Annotated in this window: 17 protein-coding genes and 1 tRNA gene; 10 read left to right on the top strand and 8 right to left on the bottom strand. The window is 72.8% G+C overall.

Annotated features, from left to right (window positions below; all coding sequences use genetic code 11):
• Positions 1–172 precede the first annotated feature (172 nt).
• From ACFQS7_RS19380 to ACFQS7_RS19335, 10 genes are all read left to right on the top strand, one after another.
• Entirely contained in the window at positions 173–1,810 is a 1,638-nt protein-coding gene (locus ACFQS7_RS19380; protein ID WP_380068770.1) for a long-chain-fatty-acid--CoA ligase, read from the top strand.
• A gap of 51 nt (positions 1,811–1,861) precedes the next feature.
• Positions 1,862–2,584, top strand: coding sequence for a deoxyribonuclease V (gene nfi, locus ACFQS7_RS19375; RefSeq protein WP_380068769.1), 723 nt, complete (start codon positions 1,862–1,864; stop codon positions 2,582–2,584).
• A gap of 10 nt (positions 2,585–2,594) precedes the next feature.
• Complete coding sequence (locus tag ACFQS7_RS19370) at positions 2,595–2,960, top strand: DUF423 domain-containing protein (protein WP_380068768.1); 366 nt, start codon at positions 2,595–2,597, stop codon at positions 2,958–2,960.
• The gene (locus tag ACFQS7_RS19365; RefSeq protein ID WP_380068767.1) at positions 2,957–3,868 is read left to right on the top strand and encodes an SAM-dependent methyltransferase; all 912 of its coding nucleotides are present in this window, start codon (positions 2,957–2,959) and stop codon (positions 3,866–3,868) included. Before ACFQS7_RS19370 ends, ACFQS7_RS19365 begins: the two co-directional genes overlap by 4 nt.
• A gap of 485 nt (positions 3,869–4,353) precedes the next feature.
• Positions 4,354–5,439, top strand: coding sequence for an enolase C-terminal domain-like protein (locus ACFQS7_RS19360; protein ID WP_380068766.1), 1,086 nt, complete (start codon positions 4,354–4,356; stop codon positions 5,437–5,439).
• Positions 5,432–5,602 (top strand): hypothetical protein, encoded by a 171-nt coding sequence (locus ACFQS7_RS19355; RefSeq protein ID WP_380068765.1) that lies wholly within the window; start codon positions 5,432–5,434, stop codon positions 5,600–5,602. Before ACFQS7_RS19360 ends, ACFQS7_RS19355 begins: the two co-directional genes overlap by 8 nt.
• A gap of 215 nt (positions 5,603–5,817) precedes the next feature.
• Complete coding sequence (locus tag ACFQS7_RS19350; protein ID WP_380068764.1) at positions 5,818–6,735, top strand: NAD(P)-dependent oxidoreductase; 918 nt, start codon at positions 5,818–5,820, stop codon at positions 6,733–6,735.
• Positions 6,736–6,812: 77 nt separating this feature from the next.
• Positions 6,813–6,898, top strand: a tRNA-Leu gene (locus tag ACFQS7_RS19345).
• A 67-nt stretch (positions 6,899–6,965) separates the two neighbouring features.
• Positions 6,966–8,093 (top strand): glycoside hydrolase family 5 protein, encoded by a 1,128-nt coding sequence (locus ACFQS7_RS19340; RefSeq protein ID WP_380068763.1) that lies wholly within the window; start codon positions 6,966–6,968, stop codon positions 8,091–8,093.
• A gap of 270 nt (positions 8,094–8,363) precedes the next feature.
• Positions 8,364–8,771, top strand: coding sequence for an ester cyclase (locus ACFQS7_RS19335; protein ID WP_380068762.1), 408 nt, complete (start codon positions 8,364–8,366; stop codon positions 8,769–8,771).
• 111 nt (positions 8,772–8,882) lie between these two features.
• Here ACFQS7_RS19335 and ACFQS7_RS19330 read toward each other — a convergent pair whose 3' ends face one another.
• The 8 genes from ACFQS7_RS19330 to ACFQS7_RS19295 all read right to left on the bottom strand — a co-directional run bounded on the left by ACFQS7_RS19330 (position 8,883) and on the right by ACFQS7_RS19295 (position 18,141).
• The gene (locus ACFQS7_RS19330) at positions 8,883–9,665 is read right to left on the bottom strand and encodes a WecB/TagA/CpsF family glycosyltransferase (RefSeq protein WP_380068761.1); all 783 of its coding nucleotides are present in this window, start codon (positions 9,663–9,665) and stop codon (positions 8,883–8,885) included.
• Positions 9,666–9,676: 11 nt separating this feature from the next.
• The gene (locus ACFQS7_RS19325) at positions 9,677–10,783 is read right to left on the bottom strand and encodes a hypothetical protein (RefSeq protein WP_380068760.1); all 1,107 of its coding nucleotides are present in this window, start codon (positions 10,781–10,783) and stop codon (positions 9,677–9,679) included.
• Positions 10,780–11,976 carry a non-hydrolyzing UDP-N-acetylglucosamine 2-epimerase gene (gene wecB / locus ACFQS7_RS19320; RefSeq protein ID WP_380068759.1) on the bottom strand — a complete coding sequence of 399 codons (1,197 nt, stop codon included), beginning with the start codon at positions 11,974–11,976 and terminating at the stop codon, positions 10,780–10,782. Before wecB ends, ACFQS7_RS19325 begins: the two co-directional genes overlap by 4 nt.
• Before the next feature lie 428 nt (positions 11,977–12,404).
• Positions 12,405–14,318, bottom strand: coding sequence for a PHA/PHB synthase family protein (locus ACFQS7_RS19315; RefSeq protein ID WP_380068758.1), 1,914 nt, complete (start codon positions 14,316–14,318; stop codon positions 12,405–12,407).
• 182 nt (positions 14,319–14,500) lie between these two features.
• A complete protein-coding gene (locus ACFQS7_RS19310) occupies positions 14,501–14,863 on the bottom strand; it encodes an HPF/RaiA family ribosome-associated protein (protein WP_380068757.1) in 363 nt (120 codons plus the stop codon).
• Between the two features lie 57 nt (positions 14,864–14,920).
• The gene (locus tag ACFQS7_RS19305; RefSeq protein WP_380068756.1) at positions 14,921–16,486 is read right to left on the bottom strand and encodes an alpha-amylase family glycosyl hydrolase; all 1,566 of its coding nucleotides are present in this window, start codon (positions 16,484–16,486) and stop codon (positions 14,921–14,923) included.
• 5 nt (positions 16,487–16,491) lie between these two features.
• Positions 16,492–17,148, bottom strand: a complete 657-nt coding sequence (locus tag ACFQS7_RS19300; RefSeq protein ID WP_380068755.1) for an HAD family hydrolase — start codon at positions 17,146–17,148, stop codon at positions 16,492–16,494.
• A gap of 54 nt (positions 17,149–17,202) precedes the next feature.
• Entirely contained in the window at positions 17,203–18,141 is a 939-nt protein-coding gene (locus tag ACFQS7_RS19295; protein ID WP_380068754.1) for an NAD(P)/FAD-dependent oxidoreductase, read from the bottom strand.
• Positions 18,142–18,277: the final 136 nt, after the last annotated feature.

Here is an 18,277-nt window from a genome sequence, read left to right as displayed (position 1 = left end):
CGGAGAAAAGGAGGAGGGTCCAGGGAGGCTGCTTCCTCCCTGGCCTTGCCTGCCCGCATCGGGCAGCGGCAGCGGGATCGCCATGATGTGCGCGCCCGCCCGTCCCACCTGCGCCATGCTCGGCGGCGCCGAGGCCGCGGCACGACCGGCCCGGCGGCAGGGAGTCCTCCGCATGCTCGGGCTGATGCAGCGTCACCCGCTCCTGCTCTCCGGCATCATCACCCATGCCGCGCGCCACCACGGCGATACCGAGGTGGTCTCGGTGCCGGGCGACGGCCGCACCCACCGCACCGATTATGCCGGCATCGAGCGCCGGGCGCGGCGCCTGGCCCGGGCGCTGCAGCGGCTCGGGGCGCAGCCCGGCGACCGCATCGCCACCCTTGCCTGGAACGACCACCGCCACCTGGAACTCTACTACGCCGTCTCCGGCATGGGCGCGGTCTGCCACACGGTGAATCCGCGCCTGGCGCCGGACGACATCGCCTTCATCATGGCCGATGCGGCGGACACGCTGCTGTTCGCCGATCCCGGCTTCGCGCCGCTGGTCGCGGCGCTGGCGCCGCGCGTGCCGTCGCTGCGCGCGGTGGTGCTGCTGGGCGACCAGGCGGCGCTGCCCGACCTGCCGCTGCCGCCCGGCGTCGCGCCGCACGCCTACGAAGCGCTGCTGGACGCGGCCGACGACGACTACGTTTGGCCGGTCTTCGAGGAAGATACCGCCAGCGCGCTCTGCTACACCTCGGGCACCACCGGCCGGCCGAAAGGCGTGCTGTACAGCCACCGCGCCGCCATGCTGCACGCCTATGCCGCCAACACCGCGGACGCCTTCGGCTTCCGCGCCACGGACCGGGTGCTGGTCGGCGCCGGCATGTTCCACGCGACCGGCTGGGCGATGCCCTATTGCGCGCCGATGGCGGGCGCGGCGCTGGTGCTGCCGGGGCGGCAGCTCGACGGTGCCTCGCTGGTCCGGCTGCTGAACGCCGAACGGGTCACCTTCGGCTCCGCCGTGCCGACCATCTGGCTCGGCGTGCTGCAGGAGCTGGAACGCAGCGGCGGCCGGCTGGAGACCTTGCGGCGCGTCGTCAGCGGCGGCTCCGCCGTGCCGCGGCTGATGTTCGAGGCGCTTGGTGCACAGGGCGTCACCGTGCAGCAGGCCTGGGGCATGACCGAGACCAGCCCGCTGGTGACCATCAACCCGCCGCTGCCGATCCAGGCCGACGCGGCGGCGGAGGCGGCGGCGATGCGGCGGCGGCTGAAGCAGGGCGGCGTGGTCTGCGGCGCCGACATCCGCATCACCGATGCCGACGGCGCGGTGCTGCCCTGGGACGGCGTCGCCTTCGGCGACCTGCAGGCGCGCGGCCACTGGGTCGCCCGGGAATACCTGAACCGCGGCGCCGAAGGTGCCGCCGATGCCGAGGGCTGGTTCCGCACCGGCGACGTCGCCACCATCGACCCGGACGGCATCGCCGAGATGGTCGACCGCTCGAAGGACGTCATCAAGTCGGGCGGCGAGTGGATCAGCTCCATCGCGCTGGAGAACATCGCCGTCTCCCACCCCGATGTCATGGAGGCCGCGGTGATCGCGGCGCGCCACCCGAAATGGATGGAACGGCCGCTGCTGCTGGTGGTGCCCAAGCCCGGCCGGACGGTGACGCCGGCGGCCATGCTGGCGCTGTACGACGGCCAGGTGGCCAGCTGGTGGACGCCCGACGCGGTGCTGGTGGTCGAGGACCTGCCGCATGGTGCGACGGGCAAGCTGAACAAGCTGGCGCTGCGGCAGCAATACCAGGACCACCTGCTGCAACCGGGCTGACCCTGCCGGGTTCGGGCCGGGCGCATCGGCGCGGAGGCCCGGACGGCAGGCATGGACCCAGCGAAGCCCGACATCCCGCCCGAATGGCTCGACCCGCCCGACCTCGCCGCCGCCCGCACGGCCCAGGTGGCGCTGGCCGCCCGCGTGGTGCGGGCGGACGCCCATGGGCCGGTCCGGCTGATCGGCGGGGTCGACATCAGCAACAACCGGTTCGACCCGGAAGGCCGGGTCTATGCCGCCGTCGTCGTGCTGGAATGGCCCGGGTTGCGGGTGGTCGAGACCGCCGGGGCGGAGGCCCGCGCCGCCATGCCCTACATCCCCGGCTTCCTCGGCTTCCGCGAGGTCCCGGCGCTGCGCGCCGCCTGGGCGAAGCTGGCGGTGAAGCCCGACCTGGTGCTGGTGGACGGGCATGGCATCGCCCATCCGCGGGGCTTGGGGATCGCCGCCCATCTCGGCGTGGTGCTGGACGTGCCCAGCATCGGCGTCGCCAAGTCGCCGCTGGTCGGCCGGCCGGAGGCCGCGCTGGGCGAGGAGCCCGGCGCCACCCAGCCGCTGCTGTGGAAGGGCGAGCGGCTGGGGACGGTGCTGCGCAGCAAGCGGCGGTCGAACCCGCTGTGGATCTCGGTCGGCCACCGGGTCTCGCTGGACAGCGCCGTGGCCTGGGTGCGGCGCTGCGACACCGGCTACCGGCTGCCGGAGCCGACCCGGCAGGCGCATCTGGCGGCGAACCTCGTCAGGCGGGCGGGGATGGCGGCGGCGGGGACGCCGGAGTAAGCCCCCCGCCATGCATCGTCTCTGGCTCTTCCTCGGCGCCATCGCCGGCCTCGGCGCCGTCGCCCTTTCGGCCTGGGCGGCGCATGGCGCGCCGGCGCGGCTCGACGCCCGGGCGCTCGGCGCGCTCGACCGCGGCATCACCATGCAGGGCTGGCACGCGCTGGCCCTGGTCGGCGTCGCGCTCTGGGCCGACCGGCAGGGCGGCTGGCTGCCCAACCTGGCCGGCGCCGGCTTCGCCCTCGGCCTGCTGCTGTTCTGCGGCGGGGTCTATGCCAGCGCGCTCGGCGGGGTCTCGCTGGGGCCGCTGGCGCCGGTCGGCGGCTCGCTGCTGATGGGTGGCTGGGCCATGCTCGCCGCCTCGGCGCTGCGGCGATGATCGGCGCGGCCTACCTGGCGGCGGATGGCTTCGAGCCGGACCTGGCGGAGGAGCTGCGCCGCGCCGGCCGGACCATCGCCGCCTGGCATGGCCGGCTCGCCCTCAGCCCGGAGCCGCCGGTGCCGGTGGTCTGGGCGCTGGAGACCTGGACCGACCCGCGCGAATTGCCCGCGCCGTCGGTGAAGGCCACCGCCGACGCGCTGCGCGGCATGCAGCGCAATTGGGCGCTCTACGCCGCCGCGCACCACCGCCGCGCCGCGCTGATCGAGGACCGCCTGCCGCCGGTGAAGGCCAGGCCGCTGGTCTTCCCGGAAGCCGCCCCCGCCGGGCATCTCGGCGCCTGGACCCTGCTGGCGACCGACCGGCTCCTGGCCAGCCCGACCAAGACCAGCCCCTTCGTCAACGGGGAGGTCCGTTTCGTCGAGGACAAGGCAGGCCCGCCCAGCCGCGCCTACCTGAAGCTGTGGGAGGCGCTGACCCGGGCCGGCCGCTGGCCGCAGCCGGGCGAGACCTGCCTCGACCTCGGCGCCGCCCCCGGCGGCTGGACCTGGGCGATCGCCCAGCTCGGCGCGCAGGTGACGGCGGTGGACAAGGCGCCGCTCGACCCGGCCGTGGCCGCCATGCCGGGCGTGTCGATGCGGCAGGAGAGCGCCTTCGGGCTCGACCCGCGCGACATGCCGGCGGTGGACTGGCTGTTCAGCGACATCATCTGCTACCCGGCCCGGCTGCTGGCCCTGGTGCGGCGCTGGATGGAGGCCGGCCGGGCGCGGCACGTCTGCTGCACCATCAAGTTCCAGGGCGAGACCGACCACGCCGCCTGCGCCGAATTCGCCGCCCTCCCCGGCGCGATGGTGTTCCACGGCGCGCACAACAAGCACGAGGCGATGTTCGTCCGGCTCGGGGCGTAGCAGGCCGTCGTTGCATTTCCCGCCGGGACATGCGATAGGAATATCGTCAAGGCCGGCGGCCCGGACCTGGGGCATGGCCCGGCGGGCCGGCGATTGAGATCCTGAATTCCAAAACGGCCAGGCGACGCAAGCCCCTGGCAAGCCGGGCGTTCCGCCGATCCGGGCCGGATCGGCCTCAACCGGATTGCGGGAAGTTGAGCCGGGTTGAAGCGCCGCGCCAGGCTGCCTCGCCGCCCCGCTCCGGCCGGCGATCCCGCCGCCGCTTCGCCGCAAGGCCGGCCCCGGTCAAGGGTTTCGGCTCGACCGGGGCGTCGCCGCGGCGCCGCGGTCGCGGGCCGGGGCTTTGTCCGAATCCCTGCTTCGGCCGTCGGGCGCGGTGCCGTCCGGCCGCCGGGCCATGCGATCCTCCGCCGCCCCCGATGCGCCGGCCGGTTGCCGCGGCGGCGGCGCGCCGGCACCATCCGGCCGGACACCGGGGAAACGCCATGCGCCTGACCATCCAGGAGGTCGCCGTCCGCGCGGTGGACGCGCCGCTCGACCCGCCGCTGCGCAACAGCCTCAACGTCATCCCGCGCGCCCCGCTGGTGATCGCCGAGCTGCGGACGCATCAGGGCGTGACGGGCACCGCCTATGTCTTCCCCTACACGCCGGTGGCGCTGGGCGCGACCGCGGCGCTGGTGCGCAACATCGGCGCCGGGCTGGCGGGGCGCGAGGTCGCGCCGGCGACGCTCTGGGCCGAGCTGCACAACGCCTACCGCATCCTCGGCACCGAGGGGCTGGTGCAGATCGCGCTGTCCTGCCTCGACATGGCGCTGTGGGATGCGCTGGCCCGCGCCGCCGGCCAGCCGCTCTGCCGGCTGCTGGGGGCGGCGCCGCGGCCGCTGCCGATCTACGCCTCGCTCCGCGGCTGGGGGGCGGCGATGCTGGCCGAGGAGGCGGGCCGGGCGGTCGCCGGGCTCGGCGCCCGGACGGTGAAGTTCAAGGTCGGGCAGCCAAGGCTGGAGGACGACCTCGACACGGTCCGTGCCGTGCGCGCCGCGGTCGGCGACGGGGTGGAGATCCTGGTGGACTACAACCAGGGCCTGACCCGGCCGGAGGCGGCGCGGCGCGGCCTGGCGCTCGAGGCGCTCGACGTGCGCTGGCTGGAGGAGCCGCTGCCGGTGGATGACGATGCCGGCCTGGCGGCGCTGCGCGGCCAGTTGCGCGTCCCGGTGCAGGGCGGCGAGAATTGGTGGGGGCCGAAGGGCATGGCGCGCGCGCTGGAGGCGGGGGCGGTCGATCTCTGCATGCCGGATGCGATGAAGATCGGCGGGGTGACCGGCTGGCAGCAGGCCGCGGCGCTGGCCGCGGCGAAGCGCATCCCGATGTCGTCCCACATCTTCGTCGAGGCCAGCGCGCAGCTGCTGCCGGCGACGCCGACGGCGCATCTGCTGGAACACCTGGACGTGGCCGGGCCGCTGCTGCGGACGCCGCTGGCGGTGAAGGACGGCATGGCGGTGGTGCCGGAACGGCCGGGGCTCGGGCTGGAGTGGGACGCGGCGGCGCTGGCGCGCTGGGCGGCCGATGTCTAGGCGGGCGGCGGCCCTGCTGGCGCTGCTGGCCCTGGCCGGCTGCACCGGCGTCAGCGGCATCCGCCTGCCCGGCGGGCCGAGCCGCGGCAGCATGACCTATGACGAGGCGATGGGTGCCCGCAGCGGGCTGACGACGCTGGACCGGGTGCCGGCGGAGCGTTGAGCAGGCAAGGTCGGGGAGGGAACAGTATTCCCTCCCCGAACCCCTCCCTTCCTTTTTGTGGGTTGGGCATTCGCCGCGCGGCAGGTGCCAACCCACGGAAATAGATGAGGGGTCCGGAGAGAACACGTTCTCCCCAGCCTTGCTCCGCCGCCGCACTGGACCCGCCCGCCGCGCCCGCTACCATGCGCCGCCAACACGCCCGGGGACCCGAAGCCATGCGCGCACTCTTCGTCGATGCCAACGACTCGCTGGCCGAGGTGACGGAGAGGCTGCTCCGCCCCGGCGACCCGGCGGTGTCCATCCACCGCGACCCGGACATCGCCCCGGCCGACCTGCCGCGGCTGCTCGCCGGCCATGCCATCGCGATCGACGACCACACCCAGTTCCCGACCGACATCGTGAAGCAGTGCCCGGACCTGAAGCACATCGTCTTCCTCGGCACCGGCGCCCGCAGCTACATGGACCCGGAGGCGCTGGAGGCGATCGGCGTTAAGGTCCACATCATCAAGGGCTATGGCGACACCGCGGTCGCCGAGATGGCCTTTTCCCTGTTGTGGGACGCGGCCAGGCAGACCGCGATGATGGATGCGGCGATCCGCGGCAACGAATGGCCGCGCGTGGTCGGCATGCAGCTCACCGGCAAGACCATCGGGCTGATCGGCACGGGCGGCATCGGCGCCGAGATGGCGCGGCTCTGCAATGGGATCGGCATGAAGGTGCTGGCCTGGAACCGCTCGCCCAAGGCGATGCCGGGGGTGGAGTTCGTCAGCCTCGACCGGCTGCTGGCCGAGAGCGACGCGGTCTCGATCCATCTGCTGCTGAACGACGAGACGCGCGGGTTCCTCTCGGCCGAACGCCTCGCGCAGATGAAGCCGGGCGCCATCCTGGTGAACACCGCGCGCGGCGCCATCGTGGACGAGACGGCGATGTGCGACGCGCTGGAGGCGGGGCGGCTGGGCCATGCGGCACTCGACGTCTTCGTCGAGGAGCCGCTGCCGGCCGGCCACCGGCTGCGCGGCATCCGCAACACGACGCTGACATCGCATGCCGCCTTCCGCACGCCGGAGGCGAGCGACAACCTGATCGGCGCGGCGCTCGACCATTGCCGGCGGATCGTGCAGGACGGGACATAGGACCGAGGGTGGGCATCGGGGCCGCGGCGCCGGTCCCGCTTCTGCCCATCCCGGGCGATGTGATACTTTTGCCGGACGGGGGCGTGGCGAAACGGTAGACGCAGGAGACTTAAAATCTCTCGGGCAAACGCCCGTGCGGGTTCGAGTCCCGCCGCCCCCACCACAACCCGATTTGAATCCCCAACGGAGCGGTCGGGGAAGGATAATCGTCCCTTCGCAAGGGGGCGCGCATGGCATTCGTTCGGGACGGCGGCGTGGCCGCGATCGGCCGCCGGGCCTTGGGGGCGGGCCTGCTGGCCGGCGCCCTCGCGCCGCGGCCCTCCGCCGCGGCGCCGGCCCCGCCCGCGGCGCTGCGGCACGGGCTCAACCTCACCAACTGGTTCCGCTTCCCGGCGAGCCCCGAGCCCGAGCGCCTGCGTGCCTACCTGCCCGACGCCGCCATGGCGGAGATCCGCGCCGCCGGCTTCACCTTCGTCCGGCTCTGCATCCAGCCGCAGGTGCTGCTGCGGGCGGACGGGTCGCTGCACCCGGCGCGGCTCGCCGTGGCGCTGGAGGCGGTGGAGCGGCTGCAGCGCGCCGGGCTCGCCGTCATCGTCGATGCCCATCCCGAAAGCTGGTACCCGGAGGACCACCCCGAGCACGGCCGGGCGCTGCTCGATTTCTGGCGCGGCATGGCGCCGGCGCTGCGCCGCTTCGACCCCGACCGCACCGTGGTCGAGATCCTGAACGAGCCGATCTTCCGCGACCACGCGGCCTGGGCGGCGCTGCAGGAACAGGCGCTGGGCGTGGTCCGCGCCGCGCTGCCCGACCACTGGGTGGTGCTGACCGGCGCCGACTGGGGGTCCCTGGACGGGCTGCAGCGCCTCCGCCCGCTGCGCGACGCGCGGGCGATCTACAGCGTGCACGACTACTCGCCGGGCATCCTCGCCGGCCTCGCCTCCTGGGAGCAGGGGCTGGATTCGGACGCGCTGGCGCGGCTGCCCTTCCCGGTCACCGATGCCGCCCGCTGCCGGGCCGCGCTGGATGGCAGCCCGCACGCCCGCACCCGGGCGATCGGCGCGCATTACTGCGACGAGGGCTGGAACGCCGCCCGCCTGCACGCCCAGCTGGCCCGCGCCGCCGCCTGGGGCCGGGCGCACAAGGCGCCGGTGATGATCCTCGAATTCGGCGCCCATGCGCATCTGAACCAGGCCGCGCGGCTGGCCTATTTCGAGGCCTTCGCCAAGGCCGCGGCGCGGGAGGGGCTGGGCTGGGCGCTCTGGGGCTATGGCGACATCATGGGCTTCCCGGCCCGGCCGGGGCCGCATCCGGCCCGGCTGGACCCGGCCCTGCTGCGGGCGCTCGGGCTGGGCGGCTGATGCCGGTGCCCGCATTGCACGGCCTGCGGCGGGCGAACGGCGCCCGCCGCCCGGGCGCGCAGCGGGCCGTGCCAGCGGTCATCGACGTCGACCGCCGGCACTAGCGCAGCGGCGCAGACAGGCGGTTCAGCGGTGGATGACGGTGCCTGCTGGCTGCCAAGCTTGCCCCTGCACCCTCCAATTGTTGGGGTTGCTCCACGGTTCGATGAGGCGATGATACGGGCTCGCGGGCAACGGAGGCCGGACCCGCTCTCGTGAGGGAAGGCGCGCATGCCTACGGAACAGAACAAGCAGCTCATTCGCGGGTTCATCGAGCAGGTCATCAACGAGGGTAACCTGGACGCCGCGGGAAATTTCATGGCGGACGATGTCGTTGAGCTTGAGCCCTTCCCTGGGCAGCAACCTGGGCTTGCTGGCGTGAAGGACGTTCTGCGGGGAATGCGCGTCGCATTCCCTGATATGCGGTGGACTGTGGAGGAGCAGATTGCCGAGGGCGACAAGGTGCTTACGCGCTTTGTCTGGACCGGGACACACGCGGCCGAGTTCTTCGGGGTCCCAGCCACGCACCGCCGAGTTTCAGTCCGGGGCATGGTGATCGACCGAATAGAAGCTGCAAAGGTGAAGGATACGCGAATTCAAATGGACGTTTTCGGGCTGATGCAGACGCTTGGGGCTTGAGCGTCCAGTGCAGCGACACGGACAGGTGGTTCAACGGGTCGACGACGGTGCCTGCTGGTTGCCCGGTCCGACCCTGCGTCCTCCGATTGTGTCGCTGCACTGGCCGCCGGCTCAGCGTTGGACCGCCACCTGCTGCCGGCGGAAGCGGTCCCGCAGCACCAGCCCGATGAACCGGCTGTTGCCGACCAGGTAGCGCCGCCAGAGCCGGCGCGGCTCCAGCAGCATCCGCCAGGCCCATTCCAGCCCGGCCGCCTGCATCCAGCGCGGCGCCCGCGGCACCAGGCCGGCCAGCACGTCGAAGGCGCCGCCCACCCCCATGATGAACTTCACGCCCAGCTGGCCCCGGTGCCGCTCGCACCAGATGTCCTTGAAGGGGGAGGGCATGGCGACGAACAGCAGGTCGGCGCCCGATTCCGCGATCTGCCGCACCACAGCCTCGTGCTCGGACGGCGCGAAGTAGCCGTCGCGCCAGCCCGCCAGGTCCAGCCCGGGATAGTCCGCCCGGCACTGCGCGACGAAGCGCTCCAGCACCTCCGGCTTCGCGCCCAGCAGGAAGACGCGCAGGCCGTGGGTCGGCGCGTCGCGCAACAGGGCCTGCAGCAGGTCGATGCCCGCCACCCGCTCCGGCACCGGGCAGCCGAGCAGCCGGCTGGCCCAGACCAGGGACATCCCGTCCGCGACGACGCAATCCGCCGCCGCGGCGGCCTGCCGCAGCCCCGCATCGTCCTGCAGCGCGACCAGGTGCGAGGCATTGGCGGTGAGCAGGATGCGGGCGCGCTGGCTGGTCCGGCCGGTCTCCAGGCACCAGTCGAGCGCCTCCGGCATGGTCATCGGATCGACCGGGCAATCGAGGATACGGACCGGGGCGGGCCGGGCGGACTTGGCCTGGGACATCGGCGCGCGCCTCATACGATGTGGCCGCCGGGGGCGGCGCTGGCCTCGATGGCCGTGGCATAGAGCAGCCAGCCCCATTCATAGGGCCGGATCTCCCGGTTCAGCCGGAAGCGCGGCTGCGCCGGCTCCGCCGCCGGGCTGGCCAGCAGGATGCGCGACTGGCGCAGCCGGTGGCCGACGCTGCCCTCGTCGCGCTCGATGCTGCGCCAGATGATGCCGGAGGCGGGCTCGACCATGTCGATGCCCAGTTCGTTCGCGTGCAGCCAGGCGCGGCTGCGGGCGGCGGCGGCGGCATGGCAGCGGCCGCCGGCGACCGCGAGGGCGCGCAGCGCCATCGGCGCCATGCTGTGCTGGTGCACCGAGTAGACCGGGTAGCGCTCGATCACCTCGCCGGTCGAGGCGTCGTGGTGCCACCACCACTGGCCGAGCGGCCCCTGCGCCGCGACCAGGCGGGCGCCGCAGCGCTCCGCCAGGTTGCGCCGTTCCGCATCGCCATGGGCGATGGCGGCGAAGGCCAGCGCCTGCAGCGGGTAGACCTGGTCGGCGAAATTGGCGATGCGGCCGCGCAGCCGGTGGCGCAGCGGCGCCGCCGCGCCGGCATGGCGGAAGACCAGCGTGCCCGGGTGCAGCCGCTCGTCGAGCTCGCGCAGCGCGGCGCAGCAGGCCGGCCGCAGGCTGGCGATGTCGGCATGCAGCAGGCCGCTCGCCAGCCAGGCCACCTCCATGGTGGTGAGGCCCGGGATCGCCTGCTCCAGCGTCACCGGGTCCAGCCCGGCCTCGGCCAGCAGGGCGAGCGGCGCGGCAGCGCCGATCGCGCTGTTGGCCCAGAGCACCAGGCCGATGCCGCCCGGATAGGCTTCCTCCCGCACCCGGGCGGCGAGGTGGATGCAGAGCTCGACCGGGTCGTCGACCACGGCGCGGAGCGGGATGCCCGCGCGGCTCAGGCCGATGAGGCAGATGGCGGAGCTGGTGATGCTCTCGGTGCCGAGGGTCGGCGCCCAGGCGCCGGCGCGGATCTGCCGGGCGAAGCGGCCGGAGTCGGGATCGATGCAGTCGCGCAGCCGGGCGAGGCAGAGCGCGTGCAGATCGGGGATGGCGGTGTCCAGGACCTGGCTCATGCTGTGACGGTTCCATCGGTGACGGGCAGGAAGATCGGCGGCGGCATGGCGGCGACGACGCGGGATGGGGCGCGCCGCGGCCGGGCGCTTTTGCCGACCGCGGCGGCGACCAGCGCGGCGATCCGCTCCGCCGCGCGGCCGTCGCCATAGGGCGAGACGCCCTTGGCCATGGCGGCATAGGCGGCGGGCGAGGTCAGCAGGGCGGTGGCCTCGGCCAGGATGCGGTCCGGGTCGGTGCCGACCAGCTTCGCCACGCCCAGCTCCACCGCTTCCGGCCGTTCGGTCGTCTCGCGCAGCACCAGGACCGGCTTGCCGAGCGCCGGCGCTTCCTCCTGCAGCCCGCCGCTGTCGGTCAGGACCAGGGTGCAGTGCCGGATGGCCGCGACCAGCTCGGGATAGGCGAGCGGCTCGGTCAGCGTCACCTGCGGATGGCCGCCGAGCCTGGCATGGGCGAGGTCGCGGATATTGGGGTTGGGATGCACCGGGTAGAGGATGTGCAGGTCCGGGAAGGCGGCGCAGAGCCGCTGCACCGCGGCCATCACCTGCTCGGCCGGCGGGCCGAAGCTTTCGCGCCGGTGCATCGTCATCAGCACCAGGCGGCCGTTGCGCGGCAGGCCGGCCGGCAGGGCGGGCGCCCGGCGGGCGACGTCCATCAGCGCGTCGATGACGGTGTTGCCGGTGACATGGACGCTCTCCGGCGGCACGCCCTCCCGCAGCAGCGCGCGGCGGGCGCCTTCGGTCGGGGCGAAATTCAGCGTCGCGGCGCGGCCGGCGACGATGCGGTTGAACTCCTCCGGGAAGGGGTTCTGCAGGTCGCCGGTGCGCAGCCCGGCCTCGACATGGCCGAAGGGGACGCGGCGGTGGAAGCAGGCGATGGCGGCCGCCATGACGGTCGTGGTGTCGCCCTGCGCCAGCACCATCGCGGGCGGGTCGCGCGCCAGCAACGGGTCCAGCCCGTCCAGGATGCCGGCGGCCAGGCCGGAGAGGCTCTGGTTCGGCCGCATCAGGTCGAGATCGACATCGCCGGCAAGACCGAAGGCGGCGAGCGCCTGGTCGAGCAGCCCGCGGTGCTGGCCGGTGAGGAGGAGGCGCACCGAGAGGCCGCGGCGGCGACGCAGCGCATGCACCACCGGCGCCATCTTGATCGTTTCTGGTCGGGTACCGACCACGCACAGCAGTTTGCCGGAGACCATCGCCTTACCCTCGACTGAACGTCGACAATGTTCCTTCTCAGAATAGAATCATAAAGTAACATTTCCGCTTTTTAATGCAACCAATTTGGATAGCCGCAAATTATACTCGGGTTTTTGATCTGGATGGCTTTTCGCATTCGCAGTCTTACATGAAGACGGCACCGGGCGCAGACCATGGCGCCGCGTTCCTCACGCCCGTTACACGAATTCCCGGAGGCATCATCTTGGGTGATGCTGACATGCAAACGAACATTACATTAGCCCATGCCGTGGCGAATGTAACGTGCGCGTGTCCATTAGGGGCTTCGCATGCATGTGAAATGATGGACCTGGCACGCAACGCCACGCCAGGCGCAGGCGTTGGGGCGCGCCTGGCTTGCCGTCAGGGCAGGCGGCATGCCGGGCGGCGCGCCGCCCGGCGCACGGCGCTACTTCTGCAGCACGTAGGTCCCCGGCGCGTCGACCAGCGGCGGGTGCGCCTTGCTGCCCATGCCGGGCGGCTTCACCTTGCGGCCGGACCGCTCGGCCAGCCAGGCCGACCAGTCGTGCCACCAGCTGCCGTCATGCTTCGTCGCGGCGCGCTTCCAGGCGCCGGCGGTCTCGGCCCCGGGTTCCGAGGTCCAGTAGCTGCCCTTGCCGCCCGGCGGGTTGATGACCCCGGCGATATGGCCGGAGGAGCCGAGGATGTAGCGCACGCGGCCGCCCGCCAGCCGGGAGATCTGCCAGGCGGCGTCCCAGGGGACGATGTGGTCCTTCTCGGCGCCCACGGCGTAGATGTCCTGGGTGATGGCGCCGAGGTCGAGCGGCTGGCCCTTCAGCACCACGCGGCCGGGCACCATCAGGTTGTTCTCGACATAGGTGTTGCGCAGGTACCAGGCATGCGCGGCGCGGGCCATGCGGGTGCCGTCGCTGTTCCAGTAGAGCAGGTCGAAGGCCGGCGGCTTTTCGCCGAGCAGGTAGTTGTTCACCACGTTCGCCCAGATCAGGTCGTTCGAGCGCAGCAGGTTGAACATGTTGGCCATCTCGCGGCTGTCGAGGTAGCCGCGCTGCAGCATCTGCGCCTCGATCGCGTCGATCGCGCCGTCGCCGAGGAAGATCGCGGTGTCGCCGACGCGGGAGAAGTCCTGCAGCGAGACCATGAAGGTCACCGCGTTGAAGCGCTTGTCGCCCTCGGCCGCCAGCCAGGCCAGCACCATCGCCAGCAGCGTGCCGCCGATGCAGTAGCCCATGACGTTCAGCGTGTCGGACCCGCTGATCTCGCGCACCACGTCGCTAGTCTCGATCACGCCAAGCTCCATGTAGTCCTCGATCATGGTGTCCTCCATCGACGCGTCGGGGTTGCGCCAGGAGACCACGAAGACGGTGAAGCCCTGCTTGACCATGAAGTCGACCAGGCTGTTCTTCGGCTGCATGTCCATGATGTAGAACTTGTTGATCCAGGGCGGCAGGATCAGCAGCGGCCTGGCATGCACGGTGGGCGTCTGCGGGGTGTACTGGATCAGCTCGACCAGCTTGTTCCGGTGCACCACCTTGCCCGGCGTCATCGCCAGGTTGCGGCCGGGGGCGAAGGCGGTCGCGTCCACCATGGACAGCCGGCCGGCCTGGACATCCTCCAGCAGGTTGCGCGCGCCGTTGGCCAGGCTGGCGCCGCCGGTCTCCATCGCCCGCTTCAGCGCCACCGGGTTGCTGGCCAGCAGCAGGGTCGGGCTCATCGCATCGACGAATTGGCGCAGGTGGAATTCCAGCCGCTGGCGTTCGGCGGCATCCAGCCCGGGGCTGTCCTTGCCGCGCTGCACCAGCCATTCGGAGGCGAGGAGGTAGGATTCCTTCAGCGTGCGGAAGACCGGGTTGGCCTGCCATTCAGGGGCGGCGAAGCGCTTGTCGAAGGCCGGCTTGCCCCCCTGCCCGCCCTCGGGCGCCGCCTCGCCCAGCCAGCGCTTGCCGGCCTCGCCCCAGGCGTCGAGCGCGGCGCGGAAGACATTGGCGCCGAGCGTGGTGGCGGAGGTGAGCATCGCCGCCGGGTCGGCGAAGGATTGCAGCCAGACGACGCGCAAGGACCGCGCAACCTCGGCCCAGTCGACCGGGATGACGTCCCGCATCGGGTTGGCATTCCACATCGCATCGACCGATTTCAGCAGCGGGTCGCGGTCGATCAGCGCCTTGGCCTGGCGCAGCGCCTCGGCCACCGCGGCGTCGCTCAGCAGGCCGGCGCCCTGGTTGGCCGGCATCGCCGCGGTCCAGGAGGCGAGCGAGGACAGCATCGCCTCGGCCCCCGGGATGGCGCCGAGGCCGAGCGGCCCGCGGTTACGGCCGGGGTTCGCCGCAGTGTCGTCGTCGGCCATGCTCATGCCTCCTCAGCAATCCTGTCGTGGCGTGCCGCGCCGCGAGGCCGTGCGGCCACCGGCGCCGCGGCGGGCCTGGCCGGCCGGTCAGCCGCCTCGGCCATGCGCCCCAGCATGCGGCATGGGCGGCCTGCGGCGAAGGGGCCATGATCCAGCGCAACGTCCGCAGCGGGGGCGCCCGGCTACAGCACCCCGTCGCGGGTCGGGTTGACCGGCTTGTCCTCGCGCAGCTCCCGCTTGCGGCGGCGCAGCTGCTTGGCGACATGTTCCAGCGCCAGCGCGAAGGCGCCGGGGGCGGCGGCATGTTCGGCGGTGCCCTCGAAGAACAGGCCGCGGCCGCTATGCAGGCGGATGGCGCAGCCGAAGCCGCCGCTGCCGGTGCGGGAGAAGGTGCAGGTCGCATCCTCCGCCCGGTCGAAATACTTGTGGCCAAGCGCGTCCAGCTGTTCCGTCGCATGCGCCCGCAGGGTGTCGCCGACATCGACCTGATGGCCGGAGATGACGATGCGGGACGTGGCGTCGTTGGTGGCCGGATCCGGCTTCATGAGGTCCCTCCCCTGGTTGGGGAGGGAACGCCCGTGGCCAGGGGATGTTGCCCCGGCTCAGTCCAGTTCGATCACCAGCCCCTCATGCGGCCGCAGCCGGCGCGGGTTGCCGAAATCGCCGTGGGTCGAGAGCAGCGGCGTGCCGCCGCCGTCGAGCGCCTGCTCGGCGTCGCCGAGGTTGAGCGCGACCAGCAGCCGGCGGCCATCCGCCGGGTCGGTGCGGATGTAGCGCAGCACATCGCCCAGGGCCTCGACCGCCGCGATGGGCCCGAGCGACAGCGCCGGCTCCCGCCGCCGCAGCGACAGCAGCGCGCGATAGAGCCAGAGCATCGAATCCGGGTCGTGCGCCTGCGCCGCGGCATGCAGCGGGCGGTGGTCCGCCCCGACCGGCAGCCAGGGGGTGCCGCTGGTGAAGCCGGACTGCGGCGCGTCCTCCCAGGGGATCGGCGTGCGCACCGGATCGCGGCCGAGGCCGAGGCCGGGGACGCGCTGCTCCCAGGGGTCCCGCACCAGCTCGGGCGGGATCGGCACATCCGCCAGGCCGAGTTCCTCGCCCTGGTAGAGCGTCGGCGTGCCGCGGAGCGTCAGCAGCAGCATGGCGGCGACGCGGGCCTGGGGCCCGCCAAGCCGGCTGGCGACGCGGCTGCGGTCATGGTTGCCCAGCACCCAATTCGGCCAGGCGCCCTGCGGCAGCGCGGCCTCGTAGCGCCGCACCAGCCCGGCGACCGCCGCGGCGGTCCAGGGCGTGGTGATCAGGTGGAAATTGAACGGCAGGTGGAAGCCGGCAAGATCGACGCCGTAATAGGCCATCAGCCGGTCGATCGGCAGCCAGGCCTCGCCGATCAGCAGGCGCTGGCCCGGATAGCCGTCCGAGACACGGCGCATGGCGGCGATGGCCGACTGCACCTCCGGCTGGTCCATGGTGCGGTCGCGCCGCAGCCGGCGGGCGGGCGACATCCCCGGCCGCCAGTCGGGGTCGGGCGGGTTGTCGCGCAGTTCCAGGTCTTCGAACAGGTGGTGGACCGCATCCACCCGGAAGCCGTCCACGCCGCGGTCGAGCCAGAAGCGCAGCACGTCCAGCATGGCGTCCTGCACCGCCGGGTTGCGCCAGTTCAGGTCGGGCTGCTGCGGCAGGTAGGCGTGATAGAAATACTGGCCGGTCGCGGGGTCGAGCGTCCAGGCGCTGCCGCCGAACTCGCTCGCCCAGTTGTTCGGCGGGCCGCCATCCGGGCCAGGGTCGCGCCAGATGTACCAGTCGCGCCGCGGATCGTCGCGGGATGCGCGGCTTGCGGCGAACCAGGGATGGGTGTCCGCGGTGTGGTTCGCCACGTAATCCAGCAGCACGCGCAGGCCGCAGTCATGCGCCGCGGCGACCAGCGCGTCGAAATCGGCGAGCGTGCCGAAGGCCGGGTCCACGTCGCAATGGTCGGCGACGTCGTAGCCGAAATCGGCCAGCGGCGAGGGATAGATCGGCGAGATCCAGATCGCGTCGATGCCGAGCCCGCGCAGGTGGTCGAGCCGCCGCGCGATGCCGCGCAGGTCGCCCACCCCGTCGCCGTCGCTGTCCTGGAAGGATCGCGGCCAGACCTGGTAGATCACCGCGCCCTGCCACCAGGCCGGCATGCGGCTCAGCCCCGCCCCAGCGGGGAACGGTCGTACTCCGCCAGCAGCGCCGCCGGGTCGCGGTAGATGGCCATGCAGCCGGCCTCCCGCAGCACCGCCTCGGGGAAGCCGCCCGAGAGCAGGCCGATGGTCCGCAGCCCGGCCTTGCCGGCGGCCTCGGCGTCGTAGGGCGAGTCGCCGACGACGATCGCCTCGCCGGGCGGCAGGCCATCCAGCGCGGCGAGGAAGATGTCGGGAAAGGGCTTCGACCGCTCGGCATCGGCCGAGGTGGTCGCGGCATCGACCAGCGTCTCGATCTCGGTAAGCCGCTGATAGTGCGCCAGCTCGTCCGGCTTGCCGGAGGTGGCCAGCACCACCCGCCGGCCATCGGCGCGGATCCGGCGGAAGAGCGCGGCGACGTCGGGGAAGCCGCGGGCCTGGCCGATCATCTCGCGCATGTAGAGGTCCTTGCGGAAGGCCTCCATCGCCTTGCCGTCCCGCTGCACGACGTCCTCGGGCAGGAAGACCGGCATCAGCTGGTCGCCGCCCTTGCCGATCTGGGCGCGGACATCGGCGACCGCGACCTCGTGCCCGAAATGGCGGAAGGTGGCGGCCCAGCTCTCGGCATGCAGGTCGACGGTATCGACCAGGGTGCCATCGACGTCGAAGATCACGGCCTGCACGCGGAGCCCTCCGGGGGTAAGGCAGCGCAACCTGCCAGCGCCGCGCGGGTTCCGTCAGCGGTTGTCGGCTTCGTCCTCGGTCGGCAATTCGCAGCGGTCGTGGACATGCGTCGCCGCCACCGCCGCATGCGCCATGGCGACGACGATCTGGTCGAGCCCGCGGACGATGTCGCCGGCGGCGTACAGCCCGCGCACCGTGGTCTGGTTGTGCGCATCGACCTGCAGCGCGCCGCGCGCGTCGTGCGCCGCCCCCAGCGCCACCGCCAGCTCCGACCGGTAGTGCAGGCCGGGCGCGGAATAGAGCAGGTCGAAGCGGTGCTCCTCCTCGGCGCCGCGCAGCGCGGCGATGCGGCCATCGCGGATGTCGAGGCCCTGGATCGGCTGGCACACCACCTTCAGCCGGTGCCCGGCCACCGCGGCGCGCTGCTTGTCGTCCAAATCCAACGGGCAGCCGAGGGTCAGCAGGGTGACGTCGTCCGAACAGGTGCGGGCGATGAACAGCGCCTCGCCCAGCCCGCGCTCGCCATGGCCTATGACGGCGATGCGCCTGCCGCGCGATTCGAAGCCGTCGCAGATCGGGCAGTAGCGCACCAGGCCCTGCCGCACCGCGTCCGGCAGGTCGGGTTCCACGTCCACCGCCCCGGTCGCCAGCAGCACGCGGCGGGCGCGCGCCGTGCGGGACCCGCCGGCAGGGGACCGCACGGCCGCGGTGAAGCCTCGCGCGTCGCGCCCGAGGCGCGCCACCGTGCCGGCCTCGACCCGCACCCCGTGGCGGTCGGCGGTGTCGCGGCCGCGGCGCAGGATCTCCGGCCCGGCGATGCCATCGGCGAGGAAGGGGATGTTGTGGCTGGTGGGAATCCAGGCGGCGCGCGGCGTGCCGCTGTCCACCACCAGCACGCGGCGGCGGAAGCGGGCCAGATGGATGGCGGCGGTCAGCCCGGCCGGGCCGGCGCCGATGATCAGGCAGTCGAGCGGCGCCAGGTCGTCCGGCATGGCAGGGGTTCCTCGGCGATGCTGCGGTGCAACGCGGCGGCGCGGCGAAAGCCCCGGCGGGCCGTGATCCTTCCGGCCGTGCTGGCGAACCTGGGCGCGCGGCGGCCGTTGTGGGCGCAGTGCCCGGGCGATCTGT

Origin of the sequence: Dankookia sp. GCM10030260, from assembly GCF_042666655.1 — a bacterium.
Classification (GTDB): Bacteria; Pseudomonadota; Alphaproteobacteria; order Acetobacterales; family Acetobacteraceae; genus Paracraurococcus.
This window is presented reverse-complemented; position numbering and strand designations above follow the sequence as displayed.